18 protein-coding genes are annotated in these 19779 nt (G+C 33.5%); 10 read left to right on the forward strand and 8 right to left on the reverse strand.

Going from position 1 to position 19779, the window contains the following annotated elements:
- The first annotated feature begins 4 nt into the window (after positions 1-4).
- The 6 genes from IEV77_RS07165 to IEV77_RS07190 all read left to right on the forward strand — a co-directional run bounded on the left by IEV77_RS07165 (position 5) and on the right by IEV77_RS07190 (position 6998).
- Positions 5-2518 (forward strand): heavy metal translocating P-type ATPase, encoded by a 2514-nt coding sequence (locus IEV77_RS07165; RefSeq protein ID WP_188463308.1) that lies wholly within the window; start codon positions 5-7, stop codon positions 2516-2518.
- Between the two features lie 17 nt (positions 2519-2535).
- Positions 2536-3009, forward strand: a complete 474-nt coding sequence (locus IEV77_RS07170) for a DUF305 domain-containing protein (RefSeq protein ID WP_188463310.1) — start codon at positions 2536-2538, stop codon at positions 3007-3009.
- Positions 2999-4777, forward strand: a complete 1779-nt coding sequence (locus IEV77_RS07175; RefSeq protein ID WP_188463312.1) for an efflux RND transporter periplasmic adaptor subunit — start codon at positions 2999-3001, stop codon at positions 4775-4777. Before IEV77_RS07170 ends, IEV77_RS07175 begins: the two co-directional genes overlap by 11 nt.
- Before the next feature lie 25 nt (positions 4778-4802).
- Positions 4803-5264, forward strand: a complete 462-nt coding sequence (locus IEV77_RS07180; RefSeq protein WP_188463314.1) for a heavy-metal-associated domain-containing protein — start codon at positions 4803-4805, stop codon at positions 5262-5264.
- Positions 5265-5565: 301 nt separating this feature from the next.
- Positions 5566-6042, forward strand: a complete 477-nt coding sequence (locus IEV77_RS07185) for a Dps family protein (RefSeq protein WP_188463316.1) — start codon at positions 5566-5568, stop codon at positions 6040-6042.
- 59 nt (positions 6043-6101) lie between these two features.
- A complete protein-coding gene (locus IEV77_RS07190; RefSeq protein ID WP_188463318.1) occupies positions 6102-6998 on the forward strand; it encodes a 3-hydroxyacyl-CoA dehydrogenase in 897 nt (298 codons plus the stop codon).
- 47 nt (positions 6999-7045) lie between these two features.
- On the opposite strand, the gene IEV77_RS07195 is transcribed toward IEV77_RS07190, so the two are convergent.
- The gene (locus IEV77_RS07195) at positions 7046-7729 is read right to left on the reverse strand and encodes a Crp/Fnr family transcriptional regulator (protein WP_188463320.1); all 684 of its coding nucleotides are present in this window, start codon (positions 7727-7729) and stop codon (positions 7046-7048) included.
- Between the two features lie 179 nt (positions 7730-7908).
- Between IEV77_RS07195 and IEV77_RS07200 the strand changes: the two genes are divergently transcribed.
- Both IEV77_RS07200 and IEV77_RS07205 read left to right on the forward strand, forming a co-directional pair.
- Positions 7909-8286 carry a DUF983 domain-containing protein gene (locus IEV77_RS07200; protein ID WP_188463321.1) on the forward strand — a complete coding sequence of 126 codons (378 nt, stop codon included), beginning with the start codon at positions 7909-7911 and terminating at the stop codon, positions 8284-8286.
- Positions 8287-8339: 53 nt separating this feature from the next.
- Entirely contained in the window at positions 8340-9989 is a 1650-nt protein-coding gene (locus IEV77_RS07205; RefSeq protein ID WP_188463322.1) for a SulP family inorganic anion transporter, read from the forward strand.
- A gap of 84 nt (positions 9990-10073) precedes the next feature.
- Here the strand turns inward: IEV77_RS07205 and fabF are convergent, their stop codons facing one another.
- The 7 genes from fabF to pckA form a co-directional block, all read right to left on the reverse strand.
- Positions 10074-11321 (reverse strand): beta-ketoacyl-ACP synthase II, encoded by a 1248-nt coding sequence (gene fabF / locus IEV77_RS07210; RefSeq protein WP_188463323.1) that lies wholly within the window; start codon positions 11319-11321, stop codon positions 10074-10076.
- 16 nt (positions 11322-11337) lie between these two features.
- On the reverse strand, positions 11338-12579 hold the full coding sequence (locus tag IEV77_RS07215) for an aminotransferase class I/II-fold pyridoxal phosphate-dependent enzyme (protein WP_188463324.1): 1242 nt from the start codon (positions 12577-12579) through the stop codon (positions 11338-11340).
- Between the two features lie 33 nt (positions 12580-12612).
- Positions 12613-12849: a hypothetical protein gene (locus IEV77_RS07220; RefSeq protein WP_188463325.1), complete on the reverse strand. Its 237-nt coding sequence runs from the start codon at positions 12847-12849 to the stop codon at positions 12613-12615.
- 185 nt (positions 12850-13034) lie between these two features.
- Positions 13035-13406 carry a glycine cleavage system protein H gene (locus tag IEV77_RS07225; RefSeq protein ID WP_188463327.1) on the reverse strand — a complete coding sequence of 124 codons (372 nt, stop codon included), beginning with the start codon at positions 13404-13406 and terminating at the stop codon, positions 13035-13037.
- Positions 13407-13787, reverse strand: a complete 381-nt coding sequence (gene gcvH, locus IEV77_RS07230; protein WP_188463329.1) for a glycine cleavage system protein GcvH — start codon at positions 13785-13787, stop codon at positions 13407-13409.
- 4 nt (positions 13788-13791) lie between these two features.
- Positions 13792-13992, reverse strand: a complete 201-nt coding sequence (locus IEV77_RS17615; protein ID WP_373282329.1) for a GDCCVxC domain-containing (seleno)protein — start codon at positions 13990-13992, stop codon at positions 13792-13794.
- 3 nt (positions 13993-13995) lie between these two features.
- Positions 13996-15600 carry a phosphoenolpyruvate carboxykinase (ATP) gene (pckA, locus tag IEV77_RS07235; protein ID WP_188463331.1) on the reverse strand — a complete coding sequence of 535 codons (1605 nt, stop codon included), beginning with the start codon at positions 15598-15600 and terminating at the stop codon, positions 13996-13998.
- A gap of 137 nt (positions 15601-15737) precedes the next feature.
- Between pckA and IEV77_RS07240 the strand changes: the two genes are divergently transcribed.
- Positions 15738-16418, forward strand: coding sequence for a Crp/Fnr family transcriptional regulator (locus IEV77_RS07240; protein ID WP_188463333.1), 681 nt, complete (start codon positions 15738-15740; stop codon positions 16416-16418).
- A 529-nt stretch (positions 16419-16947) separates the two neighbouring features.
- On the forward strand, positions 16948-19764 hold the full coding sequence (locus IEV77_RS07245) for a PAS domain S-box protein (RefSeq protein ID WP_188463335.1): 2817 nt from the start codon (positions 16948-16950) through the stop codon (positions 19762-19764).
- Positions 19765-19779: the final 15 nt, after the last annotated feature.

The raw sequence follows: 19779 nt of genomic DNA on the forward strand, positions 1-19779 counted from the left end.
TATTATGAAACACACCTATCACATACACGGAATGACTTGCAACGGTTGCAGAAGTCACGTTGAAGAAACACTTTCAAAAGTAGAAGGAGTTTCAAATGTCACTGTCAATTTAGAACAGGCAGAAGCAACGATTGAAATGGCATCACATATTCCAATTGAAACATTTCAAGAAGCTTTAAAAAAGGATGGAGGCACATATAGTATTCATAAACCAGGTGAGCATCATAAAAAGGATGAGATTCCCACTTCCGTGGGAATTAAAAAAAGCAAAGGAACAGGAACTTTCTATTGTCCAATGCATTGTGAAGGTGAAAAAACATATAACCAAGCCGGTGATTGCCCAGTATGTGGTATGGATTTAGTTGAAGAACAAAATCTATCGACTTCCACATCAGAACAATGGACTTGTCCCATGCACCCAGAAATTGTAAGAGACGAAGCAGGCGCTTGTCCTATTTGTGGTATGGATTTAGTGCCCATGAAAGCAGATAGTTCAGCAGAGGAAAAGACCTATAAAAAGCTATTAAAAAAGTTTAAGATTGCAGTCGTATTTACCTTGCCAATCTTCTTAATCGCCATGAGCGAAATGCTCCCTAACAATCCATTATACGATGTTATGGAACAGAAATATTGGAACTGGATTCAGTTTGCATTATCCATTCCTGTCGTATTTTTTGCCACTTGGATGTTTTTTGAACGTGCTTATAAAAGTATCAAAACATGGAACCTCAATATGTTTACGCTTATAGGTATTGGTTCAGGTGTGGCTTGGGTATTTAGTGTTTTTGGTATGTTTTTTCCAGACGTTTTTCCAGACCAATTCAAAACGGATTCTGGGGCAGTACACGTCTATTTTGAAGCAGCAACCGTTATTCTAACACTTGTGCTTTTAGGACAACTTTTAGAAGCTCGTGCGCATAGTAAAACCAATTCGGCAGTTAAAGAGTTATTAAAGTTAGCACCCAACAAAGCCATAAAAATAGTAAATGGGGAAGAGGTTGAAGTAACCATCGATAAGATTGTATTACATGATATTTTAAAAGTAAAACCAGGTGAGAAAATTCCTGTGGATGGCGTAATTACTGAAGGAGATACAACCATTGATGAATCTATGATTACAGGAGAACCAATTCCTGTAAACAAATCGATAGATGATAAGGTAAGTAGTGGAACAATCAACGGGAATCAATCTTTTTTGATGAAAGCTGAAAAAGTTGGAAGTGATACGTTGTTATCTCAAATCATTCATATGGTTAACAATGCGAGTCGTAGTCGTGCACCAATTCAAAATCTAGCAGATAAAGTTTCTGGTTACTTTGTGCCTGTTGTAGTTTTTATTTCTTTACTAACTTTTGCTATTTGGGCTATTTGGGCTATTTGGGGTCCAGAACCCGTGTATGTTTATGCCTTTGTTAATGCTATTGCCGTGTTAATAATTGCTTGTCCGTGTGCTTTAGGTTTAGCAACACCTATGTCTGTGATGGTAGGCGTGGGGAAAGGCGCTCAAAATGGTGTGCTGATTAAAAATGCTGAAGCCTTAGAAAAATTAGACAAGGTAGATACCTTAATTATAGATAAAACAGGAACAATTACCGAAGGAAAACCAACCGTTGAAAAAATGGGTTCATTTAACAACGGTTTCAGTGAAAGCGACGTGCTTCAATACATTGTTACTTTAAACAGTCATAGTGAACATCCATTAGCCGAGGCAACCGTTAAATACGGAAAAGAACAGCATGTTGAATTATTAAAATCGGATGGATTTAGTGCCGTTACAGGAAAAGGTGTGGAAGCTATTATTGATGGTAAAAAAGTAGCATTAGGGAATCCTAAAATGATGGCATATGCCAATGCGGAAATTACTTCGCAAATGGAGGAAGAAGCCACGACTTATCAAAAACAAGGTAAAACAGTATCCTATTTATCTGTGGATAATACAGTTGTTGGTTATGTTGTGATAGGCGATAAGATTAAGGCAACCAGCGCTAAAGCCATCAAAGAACTTCAAGAAAAGGGTATTGCAGTCATTATGCTTACAGGCGATAATCACGATACAGCACAAGCTGTAGCTACAGAACTTCATCTTACCGATTTTAAAGCAAGCATGTTACCTGAAGATAAAATGAAAGAAGTAGAGAAACTTCAAAAAGAAGGAAAGGTAGTTGCTATGGCAGGTGACGGTATCAATGATGCCCCAGCCTTAGCTAAAAGTGATGTTGGTATTGCCATGGGAACAGGAACAGATGTTGCAATAGAAAGTGCCATGATAACTTTGGTTAAAGGCGATTTACATGGAATCGTTAAAGCCAGAAATTTAAGTCATGCTGTAATGAAAAACATTAAGCAAAACCTGTTTTTTGCTCTCGTTTATAACACCTTGGGCGTACCTATTGCAGCAGGTGTTTTATTCCCATTTTTCGGAATACTATTATCACCTATGATTGCAGCATTAGCAATGAGTTTTAGCTCGGTTTCTGTTATTGCGAATGCGTTACGATTAAGAAAATCTAAAATTTAACTATAAAAGTAATAATTATGGAAAACTCTAAACAAAACAATAATTACAGAACATTCATTATCATGTTAGGTTGCTCTTTTGTAGCCATGTATATCACCATGTATCTAAATACCTACTCCATAGACCACGTGTATTTTAGTCTCACACGTTTTTATATGAGTTGTTTAGGTATTTCAACTATGGCAGTCATCATGTGGTTTTTTATGCGAAAAATGTATAAGAACAAAAATAAGAACATCGCCATTCTAGCAGGGAGCTTTATCCTTTTTGTTAGTGCATTAAGTTTGGTTAGAACACAAGCGCCTATTGTAGGAGATATACTTTGGATGAAAGCCATGATTCCACACCATTCGATAGCGATATTGACTAGTGAAAGAGCTGCTATTCAAGATCCAGAAGTAAAAGAGCTAGCCGAGGATATAATTAAAGCGCAGAAAAAAGAAATAGAAGAAATGAAAACAATGATAAAACGTTTAGAAAATGAAAAATAATAAGGTAATCATATACATTGGTCTTTTGGCTATTGGCGTTCTTTTAGGCTGGTTGTTTTTTGGTGGTTCATCAAATATTGAAGCAAATCATAATCATGAAAAAGTAGCTGAAACTAAGGAAATGTGGACTTGCTCCATGCATCCACAAATTATGCAACCAGAACCAGGCGATTGTCCTATTTGTGGGATGGATTTAACCCTTGTTGAAAGTAATTCGGAAGGTTTATTGGCAGATCAATTTAGGTTGACCCAGAATGCCATGGCATTAGCCAATATTCAAACCACGGTTGTTGGAAAGGGTATGATGGAAGATAATGTTATAAAACTATCTGGTAAAATTGTTGAAAATGAAGAAGCTAATTCTGTACAAGTCAGTTATTTCTCAGGAAGAATAGAACGATTGAATGTTAGTTTTACCGGGGAAACAGTTAGTAAGGGACAATTATTAGCAACTATTTATTCGCCAGAATTATATGCTACCCAACAAGAGCTTATTACAACTGCTTCCTTAAAGGAATCGCAACCTGCATTATATAAAGCAGTCAGAAATAAATTAAAACTATGGAAGCTTTCAGAAAACCAAATCAATCAGATTGAAGCATCTGGTAGGGTTCAAGAAAATGTACCTGTTTATGCAACGGTTTCTGGAACGGTAACTGAAAAATTAGTAGAACAAGGCGACTATATAAAACAAGGTCAACCCTTACTTAAAATAGCAAACTTAAATACGGTTTGGGCAAATTTTGATGTTTATGAAAATCAAATCGATTTATTCAAAAAAGGGCAAGAAGTTTCTATAACTGCAAATGCTTATGCAAACAAAGAATTTAAAGCGAAAGTAGATTTTATTGACCCAATATTTGATACCAAAACAAGAACATTAAAATTAAGGGTCGTTCTTAATAATAGCGATGACGCCTTTAAACCTGGAATGTTTGTTGAAGGAAAAATAAAAGGAACAGCCTCAAATAGAGAACAAGCATTAACTATTCCTTCGTCGGCCGTATTATGGACAGGAGAACGTTCTGTAGTCTATATAAAAACAAATCCAGACCAACCCGTTTTTGAAATGCGCGAGATCGTTTTAGGCAATCAGCTAGGGAATGACTATGAAGTTTTAGACGGTTTATTTGCAGGAAATGAAATAGTTACTAATGGCACATTTACTGTAGATGCTGCGGCTCAGTTGCAAGGTAAAAAGTCCATGATGAACAAAGAAGGCGTGAGAGTTATGACAGGTCATGAAGGGCATCTTGGAACGGAAGATATGGTTTCAGTTAATAAGGATAATACGTCTAATATAAATGAAAGAATTAAAGTGTCGAAGGAATTTCAAAATCAACTAAAAGCAGTTTTTAATGATTATATTAAATTGAAAGATGCCTTAGTTAAAGATGACTCCAAAGATGTAATAAGCGAATCAAAAAGACTTTTAGATAATTTGTCAAAAGTGGATATGAAACTATTAACAGATAAGGAGGCTCATAATCATTGGATGTCTATAGAAAAAGAAATCAAATTAGCTACCACTTCAATTTCAAACACATCTAAAAGTAAAGAACAAAGTACATATTTTAAAAGTCTTTCATCCAATTTAACAAATGCTATTGAAGTATTTGGGATTAATGAAAAGGTGTACCATCAATTTTGTCCTATGGCAGATAATGATAATGGCGCCTATTGGTTAAGTAAAGAAGAGCATGTTTTAAACCCTTATTTTGGTGGGGCTATGCTGAAATGTGGAGAGATAAAACAAGTAATAGAGTAAATTAATAACAATTAAATTTAAAACAATGAATTTTTCAAAGAAAAATCACGAACACAGTAAAAACAATGTTGTCAACGTGAGTAAAAAGGTAATTTTAAGTATCGCTGTAATTGCAGCAATGGTATTAACAAGCTGTAAAAACGATAGCAAACAAGAAACGGAAACCACACAAACAGATCAAACTGAAGTAGTAAATGACATGGCTATGGCTGAGGTCTCATTTGGTGTAAGAGGAAATTGTGGAATGTGTAAAGAAACAATTGAAAAAGCGGCAAATAGTGTAGAAGGCGTGTCTGTTGCAACTTGGGATGTAGATAAAAAGATAATCGCTATCTCGTTTGATGATACAAAAACGGATCCAATGGCTTTTCATGATGCTATTGCTGCTTCTGGTTATGATACTGAAAAGGTTTCAGGAAATGAAGAAGCATACAATAATTTGCCAGGTTGTTGTAAATACGACCATGACATGATGATGAATCAATAAGTTGTTTATTGGCATATTATGATTTGAATTCAAAAATTTAGAGTCCTTTTTTAGGACTCTTTTTTTTATTGAAATTAACATTGATTTTTTAGATCCGCATATTGTAAAGCCTTATTAAAATAAAGAGTTTATTCTATTTTTTACAGTGAATTTTATTTTCTAGGAATTAAGAAAGGTATAAATAATTTAGAAAGATTAGAAGCGTTAAAGTTCTATTAAAATTTTCAATACTGATTAATATCAGTAAAATTGGTTTAAGGTTCTGATATCTTTGGGTTATTATCAAACTAAACCTTAAAAAATGAAAACACCTAACATCGGAATTTCATCAGAAAACAGACAAAGTATTGCTACCCAATTATCTAAAATATTGGCAGATGAATTCGTACTCTATTCAAAAACACTTAATTTTCATTGGAATATAGAAGGTCCGGATTTTCATACGGTACACTTATATCTTGAAACGTTGTATAAAGAGCAACAGGAAATTATCGATACTGTAGCTGAAAAAATACGTATGATAGGTCATTATGTACCTGCTAGTTTAAAAAACTATTCCGAATTAACACATCTTACTGAAAAAACAAAAGGTAAAAATGATAGCCAAAGTATTTTTTCAGAATTATTGGAAGATCATGAAAGCATCATAGTTTTTTTACGAGAAGAAATTAAACCTATTGCAGAAAAATGGAAGGCTGAGGGAATCAGTGATTATATTACAGGATTGATGGAACAACATGAGAAAACTGCTTGGATGTTACGTTCACATTTAAAGTAATCCATTTTATTCAAATTCTTTTTTTGAGCTAATTACAAAATTAAATTAAAACGATAATAATGAACTATAAAAATATAACCATTGCTGGAAGTGGTGTTTTAGGATACCAAATAGCATTTCAAACAGCGTTTCACGGTTTTCAAGTTACTGTTTATGATATTAATGATGACGTTTTAGAAAAGGCAAAGTCAAAATTTAATAGTATGAGCGAGGCTTTTAAAAAAGATTTAAATGCAAGCCAGCAACAACTAGATAAAACGCGACAAAATTTAAGTTACACTTCAGATTTAGCCGAAGCTGTAAAAAATGCCGATTTACTTATTGAAGCTGTTCCTGAAAATCCAAAAATTAAAATAGATTTTTACAAAAAACTGGCAAAAGTCGCTCCCCAGAAAACGGTTTTTGTTACTAATTCTTCAACACTATTACCAAGTCAATTTGCAGAAGTCACAGGAAGACCTTCAAAATTTTTAGCATTACATTTTGCTAATACTATTTGGATTCATAACACTGCAGAAATTATGGGACATATTAATACAGATCCAAAAGTTTTTGAAGATGTCGTTAGCTTTGCTAAAGCTATTGGCATGTTGGCATTGCCTTTAAATAAAGAACAGCCAGGATACATTCTCAATTCTTTGCTAGTGCCATTGCTAGGCGCTGCTACGGATTTGTTGGTAAATAAAGTAGCAGACCCAGAAACTATAGATAAAACTTGGATGAAAGCAACTGGTGCACCTTTAGGTCCTTTTGCCATACTAGATGTAGTAGGTATTACAACAGCATATAATATTACAAAAATGGCGGCAGACAGTACAAATGATGAGTTAAAAATTAAAACTGTAAAATATTTAAAAGAAAATTTTATTGATAAAAACAAGCTAGGAGTTTCCACGGGAGAAGGTTTTTATAAATACCCAAATCCGGCCTATAAAAATCCAGATTTTTTAAATTAGTTGGTAGACATTCGCATTAAATTAAGATAACGAATTTAGTTTGGCTTTTAATTTTTTAATAATTGAAGTAGTTGTTCTCTGTTTTTTAAATAAATCACGCGTTTTTCTATTTCAATAATCCCTTCATCTTTAAACTGCTTGAGACTTCTTCCTAAGCTTTCAGAAGATGTACCAATAATATTAGCCAAATCTTCTCTTGTTAAATCAATACCACTTTTTTTATCTTGTTTTTGAAACCGATTTTCAAGAATAAGCAAATTGATAGCCAAGCGTGCGTTTAAGTTTTTTTGGGCAAGAACAGCAATAATATTAGCAAGAACTCCAAACTCATGGCCAATATTTTTTATAAAGGTTTGTTGCAGTGCTGGAATGTCTTGTAGCAATTTAAAAAAAACATCTTTAGCAATAAAATTCACTTCTAAATCCTCCAGTGCTTCACAGGAGTCTTGATACCGTTCTTCTCCAAATAAGGCATGATATCCTAAAACATCGCCAGGCGTATAGATGTAAAAGATTTGTTCCGTTCCAGAAAAACCTCGTTTAAATTTTTTTGCTTTTCCTTTTTTAATTTGGAAAATACCTGTAGGGATACCTTCTTCATAAAACAGAAGACTTCCTTTCTTTATGCTTAATGGTTCCATGGCATTAAAAACTAATTTTTGCTCGTCTGGAGTTAGAGCGTCAAAAAGTAGTTCACTTTCAAAATCGAATTGTGAATGGAAATTTTTCATTAGTCAAATATATAATAAATAACGTATAAATATATAACATATGTTAAGTTTTTTAGTAACATTTATTATATATTTGTATTCGATTTAACTTAAGAAGCTGGTGCTTGGAACGAAAGACTTCTGAATCTAGGTATATCCAACCATTCAAAACATGTTAATATCCAGTTATAAAATAGTAAATGAAAAAGGGAACCAAGCTTTACAGTATTTTAAAATTAAAATGCCCACGTTGCCAAATAGGAAACTTATTCAACAATCCTGGATTACTAGTATTTTCAAGAGTCTTGGAAATGCCTGTTAAATGCCCTCATTGTCAGCAAGATTTTAAACAGGAACCAGGTTTTTATACGGCGGCTTTATGGATTAGTTATCCTATAGTACTTATCATTTTTGTCCCATTAATCATATTGGGATTTTCATTGGATAGTCTGAGTGGCTTTTTTAAAATTATTTATCCATTTATTATTCTCTTAAGTTTCATGTTACAGATTCCGTTAATGCGAGTCTCTAGAGCTATTTTATTGAATATGACCATTGATTATTCTACAAAATGGTAAGCTCTTATATGTGATTAAATTTAATAGCTATCAAATAATTAAACAGAAATTCAATGAGTAAAGAATTTGTACCAAAATTATTTTCTCTTTTAAAAAAAGGGATATCCAAAGAAACCTTAACAAAAGATCTTCTTTCAGGGATAATAGTGGGGATTGTTGCTTTGCCACTAGCAATTGCTTTTGCCATTGCATCTGGTGTTTCTCCTGAAAAAGGAATTTTAACAGCTATTATTGCGGGAATTATTATTTCTACTTTTGGAGGAAGTCGGGTTCAAATTGGTGGGCCAACCGGCGCATTTATTGTTATTATTTACGGTATTGTTCAAGAATATGGTACAGATGGTTTGACCATAGCTACTTTTATGGCTGGTTTTATCATAATCGGTTTTGGGATTGCGCGACTTGGGAATTTACTGAAATACATTCCATATTCTCTTATTGTAGGCTTTACAAGTGGGATTGCGCTTATTATTTTTTCCTCTCAAATTAATGACTTTTTTGGACTCCATATAGAAAAAGTCCCTGCCGATTTTATAGGAAAATGGACGGTGTATTTTAATAATTTTCATAAAATAAATTGGTACGCCATTGGTATTGCTGTGGCAACTATATTAATTACTTTATATTTTCAAAAAATAATAAAAAAGGTTCCGGGCTCTATCATTGCTATCCTATTATCTACCATTTTTGTTATACTATTCGATATTCCTGTAGATACAATTGAAAGTAATTTTGGAAATATTCCAAATCAAATAGGGCTCCCACATATTCCAAATGTGAATTTTGAGACCATCCAAGCTCTTATTCAACCAGCCTTTGCTATTGCTATATTAGGAAGTATAGAATCCTTACTTTCTGCCGTGGTTTCAGATTCTATGATTGGAGGGAAACACCGATCTAATATGGAATTAGTAGCGCAAGGAGCTGCAAATATTATGTCGTCGCTCTTTGGTGGGATTCCTGCTACAGGTGCCATTGCTAGAACGGCAACCAATGTTAAAAATGGCGGACGTACGCCTATTGCGGGTATTGTTCATGCTTTAGTTTTATTAGCTATCATGCTTTTGTTTGCTCCTTATGCGAAATTAATACCGATGTCATGTTTAGCAGGTATTTTAATTGTTGTTGCTTATCATATGAGTGAATGGAAACAATTTAGATCTATTTTAAAAGGGAATAGAATGGATATTATCATTTTGCTTACTACCTTTTTTCTAACCGTTATTTTTGATCTGGTTATTGCCATCGAAATAGGAATTGTATTATCTAGTTTTATGTTTATGAAACGGATGAGTGAATCTGTTAATATTCAGGGTTTTTCATCTGAAAACAATAATGATGAACATCTTTTTGATGACGAACTATTAGACCTTCCTAAGGGCGTTATTTTATATGAAATTAATGGGCCTCTATTTTTTGGAGCTGCTAGACAGTTTCAGGAAACCATTACCAATACCCATTTGCAACCAAAAGTCATTATTATTAGAATGCGCTATGTGCCCTTAATTGATGCTACAGGATATCAGAGTATTAAAGAAATAATTAAAACCTATAAGTCTAGAAATATAAGAGTTATCATTTCAGGAATTAGAGAATCCCTGAGAAAGGATTTTGAGAAGAATGAGATGTTCTCATTTATAGAACCTGATTTTGTAGTTGAAGAAATTCATACAGCCATTAAAATAGCTAAAAAAAACTTGTAGGATGATAATTCTATAAATATACTCAAAAATTGAAAAGAGGAGGAAGGCTATAATTTATTCATATTGTAGCCTTCCTGTCTTAATTTACTCTGTATATTTTTTGAATAATACGGAGGCACAGTGACCTCCAAATCCAAACGTGTTGCTCAAAGCATAATCCACTGTTTTGGTTGCCTTTTTTTCAAGTATCACATTTAAATCAGAAGAAATAGCTTCATCAATCACCTTTGTGTTAATTGTAGGTGCCATTTGATTTGTTTGAATAGATAAACATGTTGCTATGGCTTCAATAGCTCCGGTACCACCTAAAAGATGTCCGGTCATAGATTTTGTACCACTAATGCTTATGTTTTTCAAATGGTCATTAAATAAGGATTGAATGGCTTTGGTTTCCGATATATCTCCAGGACCAGTAGAGGTTGCATGTGCATTGATATAGTTAACGTCTTTTGGTTGAATATTACCTTCCCTTAAAGCCTCTTTCATGGCAAGATAGGCGCCTTTTCCTTCAGGATGGGTACTAGTAATATGGTAAGCATCGGCAGTTTCTCCGCCACCAATGACTTCGGCATATATTTTAGCATGTCGTTTTAGAGCACTTTCTAGACTTTCAACGACTAAAGCACCGGCACCTTCACCGAGCACAAAACCATCTCGAGAGATATCAAAGGGTCTAGAAGCTGTTTTGTAATTTTCATTGTTGGTCGATAAGGCTTTCATGGCGTTAAATCCGCCAACTGCCGACTGGGTAATGGGTGCTTCAGAACCACCAGAAATAATAATATCTGCTTTTCCCCATTTAATATAATTATAGGCTTGAATTAAACCATTGGTGGAAGAGGAGCAAGCCGTAACCGTACAGGTGTTTACACCACGTAAACCGTGTTTGATAGAGATATAGCCAGCAACAGAATTTGCGATGATCTTAGTAATAAAGAAAGGGTTGAACCTTGGGTTAAATTGGTTTTGGCTGAACTCAATAATATCTTTCTCTATGGTTTCAAAACCACCTATTCCACTTGAAAACATGACTCCGATTCTATCGGTATCTAAAGTGTCGAAATTCAATTGGGCATCTTTAATGGCTTCTTCTGCCGCAATGAGTCCATATTGATTGAATCTGTCTAATTTTCGACTTTCCTTTCTTTCGAAATAATTTAAAGCATCGTAATTCTTTACTTCACAGGCAAAATCTGTTTTAAACTTTCCGGTATCAAAACGAGAGATTTTATCAGCTCCTGATACACCATTGAGCAAATTGTCCCAATAGTTTTGAATATTATTTCCTATGGGAGTTATGGCTCCTAAACCGGTTATTACTACGCGTTTCATCTTACTTATATTTTATTTAAACAGCTGTCTCAACTTCTTGTTTGTAATGCCCTTCTGTAAGTTTTAGTCTAATCTCACTAAAAACGGAAATGGTTCTATCCACATCTTCTAAGCTGTGATCGGCTGTTGGAATTAATCTTAAAATTATCATGCCTTTTGGTACTACAGGATAGACAACCATAGAACAAAAAATGTGATGATTCTCTCGAATATCGCTTACCAATGCTGTAGCTTCGTGAATGGTTCCATTTAAATATACAGGCGTAACGGGAGAGTTTGTGTTACCTATATCAAAACCAGCATCTGTCAATCCATTTTGTAGAGCCTTGGTGATTTGCCATAGTTTTTCTCTGAGTTCTGGTTTTGTTCTCATTAACTCTAAGCGTTTTAAAGCACCAAAAACCATAGGCATAGGGAGTGCTTTTGCGAAGATTTGAGATCTCATGTTGTATTTAAAAAACATGATAGCTTCTTTCGTACTTGCTATAAAGGCGCCTATTCCTGCAAATGATTTTGCAAAGGTTCCAAAATAGAAATCAATACCGTCTTGAATGCCTTGTTCTTCGCCCGTACCAGCACCTGTTTTTCCTAAGCAACCAATACCGTGGGCATCATCTACCAATAAAGAAAAGTTGTAGTTTTCTTTTAAAGCAACAATTTCTTTAAGTTTTCCTTGATCGCCACGCATACCAAAAACACCTTCGGTAATTAATAAAATAGCGCCATTGGTTTTTTGGGTTATTTTTTGAGCACGGATTAATTGTTTTTCACAATCTTCAATATCATTATGTTTAAAAACAAAACGTTTTCCCATGTGTAGACGCGCACCGTCAAGAATACATGCGTGAGACTCAGCATCGTATACAATAACATCATTTCTATCAACCAAACTATCAATAATAGAAACCATTCCTTGGTAACCATAGTTTAATAGAAAAGCATCTTCTTTCCCTACATACTCTGAAATTTCGGCTTCAAACTGTTCGTGGAGTTTTGTGTTTCCACTCATCATTCTTGCTCCCATAGGATAGGCCATTCCATAACGTCTTGCACCTTCACTATCAGCTTCTCTTACTTCTGGGTGATTGGCTAAACCGAGGTAGTTATTAAGGCTCCACACTAATTTTTCTTTCCCATTGAAAGTCATTTTATTGCTGATTTCTCCTTCAAGTCTTGGATAGGCATAGTACCCATGGGCATAATGGGCATGTTCACCTAATGGTCCAAGGCGCGTTTGTAGTTTATCAATTATATTCATAGATTAATTTTAGATGTTTTATGGTTTGGTTTTTTAAATATCGAATTGTTTGTTAATGAGTGATTTTAATTCTTTGATAGCAAGAATCTCATCATCATTTTGTGGATTTGATCTATTTTTCAAAAAGCTTAAAAAGTATAATTGGTAAATGTCGTCCGTTAAAATATTATCGAGGTTGACATTTGCAAAGCCAATAATTTTTAATTTTTCTACTCCTTGTACTAATAGCTCCTCTTTGCTTTTTTGAATGAGGTTTAAATGTTTTTCCATAGCTATTACAATTTATTTTATTGAAAGGTTTTTTATCTATTGGTTGTTAATTTTATACTCTATCTATCCGCATACTCCAAATAGGGACCAGGGTTAATACCACCAGGTTTTTTGATTGATTTTATTAATTTAAAGTATTAAAAACGGGAGGTAATAGATAAAAACTCCATTTCGGATTTAAACAGTTATTGTGTGAGTTGCTTATAATCCTGAAAAGTTAATAAGGAATTGGGATCTATCTTAGTTGTTACAATAGCAAACCAATACTTGTATGGAGCCGTATTTACATAGGCCGTTTGATTTTGCAAGTCTTTGTTCTTTTCTATAATTTCGCAATCAAATGGTGCTATTAGATTAAATGTTTCATTGATGCCATAAACCGTACCCCAAGTAGCTCCTTTTTTTATTAAGTTTCCCTTCATGGTTAGTTCAATTAAATCAATTGTTCCAATCTCCTTTTGACCGAAATCAGTAAGTCCTACATAAAAATCATACAGTCCTATTTTCTGCAACCATAAATGTTGTTTTGTGTAATAGATGTTTTTGGGAATCTGCATTTAAGAACCAATTAATAAGGCATAAACATCTGCATCTAATAAATCTTTAAGATCGGCATTGGCTTCCATTTTTAATTTGATCATCCAGCCTTCACCATAGGGATCGTCATTAACTAATTCTGGGCTATCTTCTAATTTTGGGTTCGATTCTAGCACTTCTCCGTTAATAGGTAAAAAGAGATCTGATACCGTTTTTACAGCTTCTACAGTACCAAAGACATCATTTTGATTTAATGTTTCATCTACGGTTTCAATTTCTACATAAACAATGTCTCCTAGTTCGCTTTGTGCAAAATCGGTAATTCCTATATAGGCTATATTATCTTCTATACGAAGCCATTCGTGGTCTTTAGTGTATAATAAGTTTGCTGGTATTTTCATTTTTTTAGTTTTTTTGAGGTTTAGGACAGGATTTATCACTGTAAGTGCAATAAACGCAGCAATCGTTTGCGGTTTTTATTCCAAAAACAGTATGACAAAACACACATTTACTATTAATATGCTTGCCTATCTGCGGCATTTTTTGTTTGTATTTACTACCACAGATAGGACAGCAGATTATAGCTTCGCTATCAACTTTTGGCATGCGCTATGCTTTTTGAAGTTTTGAGACTATTTTTGGTGCTCCAGAACGAATTTCATCGTTTGCAAAAGATTGATATGTTTTAAAGTTTTCGTTGAATTGCGTTGCTAGACTATTGGCAGTTTCATCATATTCTTGTTTGTTCTCCCAAGTGTTTTTTGGGTTTAATATGTTGGAGGGCACGCCTTCACAAGTTGTTGGCATTTGTAAACCAAAAACGTTGTGTTTTAAATAGTCAACTTGATCTAATTTTCCGTCTAGAACAGCAGTAATCATTGCTCTAGTGTAGCTTAGTTTGATTCGTTCTCCAATGCCATAAGAGCCACCAGACCAACCCGTGTTAATAAGCCAAACGTTTACCTTGTCTCCTTTAAGTTTTTGACCTAATAATTCGGCATATTTGGTAGGATGTAAAGGTAAAAAAGGTTCGCCAAAACAGGCTGAGAACGTTGTTTGAGGTTCTGTAATTCCAGCTTCAGTTCCTGCTACTTTTGCAGTATATCCAGAAATGAAGTGATACATTGCTTGTCCGACTGTCAGTTTAGAAATTGGAGGCAATACTCCAAAGGCATCACAGGTTAAAAAGAAAATATTTTTAGGAGCGCCACCAAGGGAAGGGTTTATTGCGTTGTCTATAAAATTAATAGGGTAGGCTGCTCTCGTGTTTTCCGTTACTTCTATATTATCATAATCAACAATATCTGAATTTTCATAGAAACGCACATTTTCAAGAAGTGTTCCAAAACGGACAGCTGAAAATATCTGTGGTTCTTTTTCTTCACTTAAATTAACGCATTTGGCATAACAGCCACCTTCAAAATTAAATACGTTTTTAGAATCCCATCCATGTTCATCATCTCCTATAAGAGCTCTTGATGGATCTGCAGATAAGGTGGTTTTTCCTGTTCCTGATAAACCAAAGAAGACGGCGGTATTTCCATCTTCACCAATGTTTGCAGAGCAATGCATTGAAAGTACATTCTTATTGTGTGGTAGAATGTAATTTAAAATACTAAAAATTCCTTTTTTAATTTCACCTGTGTAAGCGCTACCTCCAATAAGAATCACTTTTTTTGTAAAATTAATAATGGTGAAATTATGTTGTCTGGTTTTATCTATTTTTGGATCTGCCTTAAATTCTGGAGCAGCTAGAATAAGCCATTCGTGCTCAAAAGTTTCCAATTCTTTTTCTGTAGGTCTTAAGAACAGGTTATTGGCAAACAAACTTTGCCAAGGCGTTTCTGTGATGACACGAACGTTTAATTGATACTCTTTTTTGCTACCTGCTTGTACATCTTTGATATAAATTTCTCTATTAGAAAGGTGTGCTGTAACTCGATTATGTAGTTTATCGAAATCTTCTGTTGAAAAGGGATGGTTTACATCTCCCCACCAAACAGAATCTTCGGTAATGCTATCTTTAACAATATATTTGTCTTTAGGCGATCGGCCTGTAAATTCGCCTGTATCACAAGCTAAAGCGCCTGTGTTGGTTAAAACACCTTGCTTTTTTTGAAGCGTATGTGTTACTAATTTAGAAACTGGTAAATTCCAGAAGTATTCTTTTGTGGGATGAATTCCAATAGCTTTTAATTGCTCAATTTTTTTCATAAAAATGATAATTTAATTGTTGTTGCAAAGCTACCATGCTAAAAAAGATTAGCAGTTGACAGGAGTCTTTGTAAAATTTGATTTAAATCAAATTTTAGATTAAAAAATAAATAAGGTGTAACTTTGTAAGCTCAATTATGATAAAGAAATTCACATTCAATAGCCAGTTTATTTTAGACGAATTACCTACGATTGATAGGGAGTTTCTTGAAAATATTATGGTTGATAAAAAGTATCGCAAAAACCAACCAATATTCACCGAAGGCACCTTGCCTTCTGGTATTTTTTACTTGCAAAGTGGTAAGGTGAAAAAATACAAAATGGACAATGACGGGAGGGAACAAATCATTTATATCTATAATGCAGGGGAGTTTTTTGGTTATTCCTCCGTTTTAAGTGAAAGTACTTATGGAGATACGGTTGTTGCTATAGAAAATTCTACCATTTCCTTTATTACCATAACGGATTTTAATGAGATCCTTAAAGATTCTTCATCCTTTTCACGTTTGTTATTAAAAAGTTTAAGTCATGAATTTAGTGTGCTGGCAAATCTTATGGCAGTATTGTCCCAACGTACGGTAAGGGAACGCGTCGCTCTTAATTTATTGATTTTACATGATAAGTATAAAGTTGATGAAGTGGAAAACACCTATATTATGTTATCGCGCTCTGACTTAGCAAATATGACAGGAACTGTTATTGAAACGTTGGCTCGCGTACTTCATGATTTTAAACATGACAAGCTTATTTCTACAGATGGACGTAAAATTCAATTACTAAATATTGAAGGCCTTATTAAAGTTGCTAATTTTTATTAACGGATTATATTTCTAAAATATACCTGAAAAGATGGTGGTAGACTATAGTTTAGAACTAGGGGATTGACTTATGCTTTTATTTATCTAACTTTTATGATACTTAGATCTAATCTAAGTGAGGTATAAATAAATCACGACATAACCACGACATAGATATAACGTTCATGTTGCAGGTGTCTATTTTAGTTTGAGAAGACAATAGGACGCTGTACTATTTAAAAACTTTAGAGTGCTTCTTTGTTTTTTAGCACCTAGATAAGCAATGGTTAACAATGTTTAGATCGTTCTTCTTCAGGTTTTTGGTGGCAGGACAAGATGCATTTTATTTGTAATACTAAAAAAAGTGTCTTATATTTAAGTTCTCCCAATTAAGGATTCATTACGAATGCTTGCTATTTATATGCAAAAGCCTGTTATTTATACCTGCCTTTATTAGCTATTAGAGTTTTTAATTTTTTATGCAGATGTGTTTTTAGGTCTGTTATTTAAAAAAAAATATTAACTTGTTAACTTGCCCAAATCCTACTATATGAATATATACTTTACTATTCTATTCGAGCTATTATTTCTCTCCTCCAGTATTCTTCTATTGTTTAAGCTTAGAACAAAACTAGGCTTAGCTCCACTTTACATTTTTTTAGGTGCTATTCAATATTTGCAGGCCCTTACAGGATCTTTGGTGAGTTTTCAAATTTTAGGAGATTTTACAGCTAGTCTAGGAACTGTAATTGTATTTAGCGCTGTGTTATTTGCTGTATTATTAATTTATATTAAGGAAGGGGTGTCTAGTGCTAGAGCACTAATTTTAGGTATTGTTATTTCAAACCTCCTTATAACAGTTTTGTTTAAGATAACATACATTCAAGATTTAGCTACGCGAAATTTGAACAGAATAGAACCATTCTCTCTTTTTACAATAGACTATAAATATTTTATTATAGGGACTATTATTCTGTTGTTAGACTTTATTTTACTGGCTGTTGTCTATCAGTTTTTAATTTCAAAAATAAGAAAACAGTATTTCTTTTTAATACTCTTTATTTCGCTTTTTACAGTATTATTGTTTGACTCTTTTACGTTTAATATAAGTCTTAATTATTTCTCAGAGCATTTTGTTACGTTTCTTTTAGGTGATATTATTGGAAAAACTATTTTAGCGCTTGTATTTTCTTTCATTTTATATACTTATTTAAAGTATCTAGACACGGAGAAGTACAATGCCTCTTTTATTGCCAATCAACATCGAGATGTCTTTTCAATATTAAGGTATCGTAAAAAATATTTGGACCTAAAGGTGGAAAAGCAAGAAGTTGAATTAAAGTTAGTTTCTCAGTCGGAAACTGCATTGAATAATATTTCAGATGGATTTGTATCTCTTGATACTAATTGGCGCTATGTTTTTGTTAATAAAAGGGCCGGAGAAATTTTAGGTAGATCGCCAGAAAGTTTAATTGGCAAGCATATTTGGACCGAATTTCCTCAAGCTGTAGATACTATTTTTTATAAAGCCTATTTAAAAGCTGTAGAAAGCCAAGAAACACAACATATTGAAGAATATCATGAGGCATTAGACAGATGGATAGATGGTAGAGCCTATCCTTCAGCAAATGGTTTAACTATTTATTTAGCGGATGTCACCGAGGAAAAAAAGGTAGATATAGAAAATAAAATGTTGCTTTCCTTAATAGAAACGAGTGACGATTTTATTGGATTAGCATCACTAGAAGGGAAACCAATTTATTTAAATGTGAATGGGAGAAAGCTGGTTGGTCTAGGTAGTGATGAAAAATTGTCTGCTTCTATGACAGATTTTTTTCCAGAACATTTTACAGATAAAATATTAAACGATCATTTACCTAATATTTATAAAAACAATAAATGGAGAGGCGAAGTTCAACTTAAAAATTTTAAAACGGGCAGTTTGACTCCTATTGAAATGTCTGGTTTTTTAATAAAAGACAGCACAACAAGTAAACCAATGGCTTTAGGCATTGTTGCTACAGACATTTCGAAAGGTAATGAGGCCAAAGAAAAATTAATAAAAAGCGAACAATTATTTAGACGCTTATCCTCTAGTGCACCGGTGGCTATTTTTCAAACAGATAAAGATGGTGGTTGCAATTATGTCAATGAACAATGGATAAAATATTCTGGATTATCGTTTGAAGAAGCCATGGGTTTAAGTTGGACTAATGCTTTACATCCAGAGGATAAAGATAGGATGATGCATGAGTGGCAAGAAACGGTTTCTAAAGAAACGGATTTACTAACGGATTTTAGATTTCTTAATAAAAATGGAATGATAACATGGCTTTCAGCCAAAACAACTGGTTTGTACGATTCTAATAATAATTTATATGGGCATATAGGGACGCTTGTAGACGTTACTGATCGTAAGAAGGCGGAAGACCAAAGAATCAAAAGTGAGAAATATCTAGACAGCATTATTAATAATATTGGAGATCCTGTTTTTGTGAAGGATGAACAAAGTCGCATGTTATTAGTAAATGATGCCCTTTGTTCCATTTTTAACCTTAATAGAGCTGATATTATTGGTAAAACCTTAGCTGAGCACGTGCCTCTTAAAGAAAGAGAAAATTTTTTAAAGAATGATAAACAGGTAATTCTAGATGGTATTGAGAATGTTAAAGAAGAAACGTTAAGTTTCGACAAAATGGAAATGCGTACCATTTCCACAAAAAAAACGCGTTTTATTGATAGTACTGGTAATAAATTTCTAATTGGTGTTATAAGAGATATTACTGAGCAGAAAAAAGCAGAAGTAGCATTAAAAGAAAGTGAAGAAAAATTTTCTAAAGCTTTTGAATCTAATGTTATTGGAACGGCGATACTAAACAAAGAAAAAAAGATTATTGAAATTAACGAGGTGCTGACAAACATTGTAGGATTTAAAAGAGAAAACATGTTAGGGAAGACGGCAGAAGAAATAGGGTTATTCAAATTTGATAGCCAAAAGAACCTGGAAAATGAAAATAAGCTATGGAGTCAGTTTAGTAAAAATGGATATGTCTCTAATATTGAATTAGAATACCTAATGCAAACTGGAAGAGAACTTTTTATATTAATCTCTTTACGAGCGCTTCGGCTAAATAATGAAGATCATATTTTAATCACTGTTTTAGATATAACTGAAAAGAAAAATGTTGAAAAAGAATTAGAAAAGCATAGAAATAATCTTGAAGAATTAGTTAAAATAAGAACCGAAGAGGTGAATTCTAAAAATAATGAATTACAGCGTATGAATAAATTGTTTGTTGGAAGGGAGTTAAAAATGAAAGAACTAAAAAATATTATTAAAGAATTGCAGTCAAAAAATGATAATTAAATTAACTATCAAAAT

The organism is Xanthomarina arctica (genome assembly GCF_014638915.1).
Taxonomy (GTDB): domain Bacteria; phylum Bacteroidota; class Bacteroidia; order Flavobacteriales; family Flavobacteriaceae; genus Xanthomarina; species Xanthomarina arctica.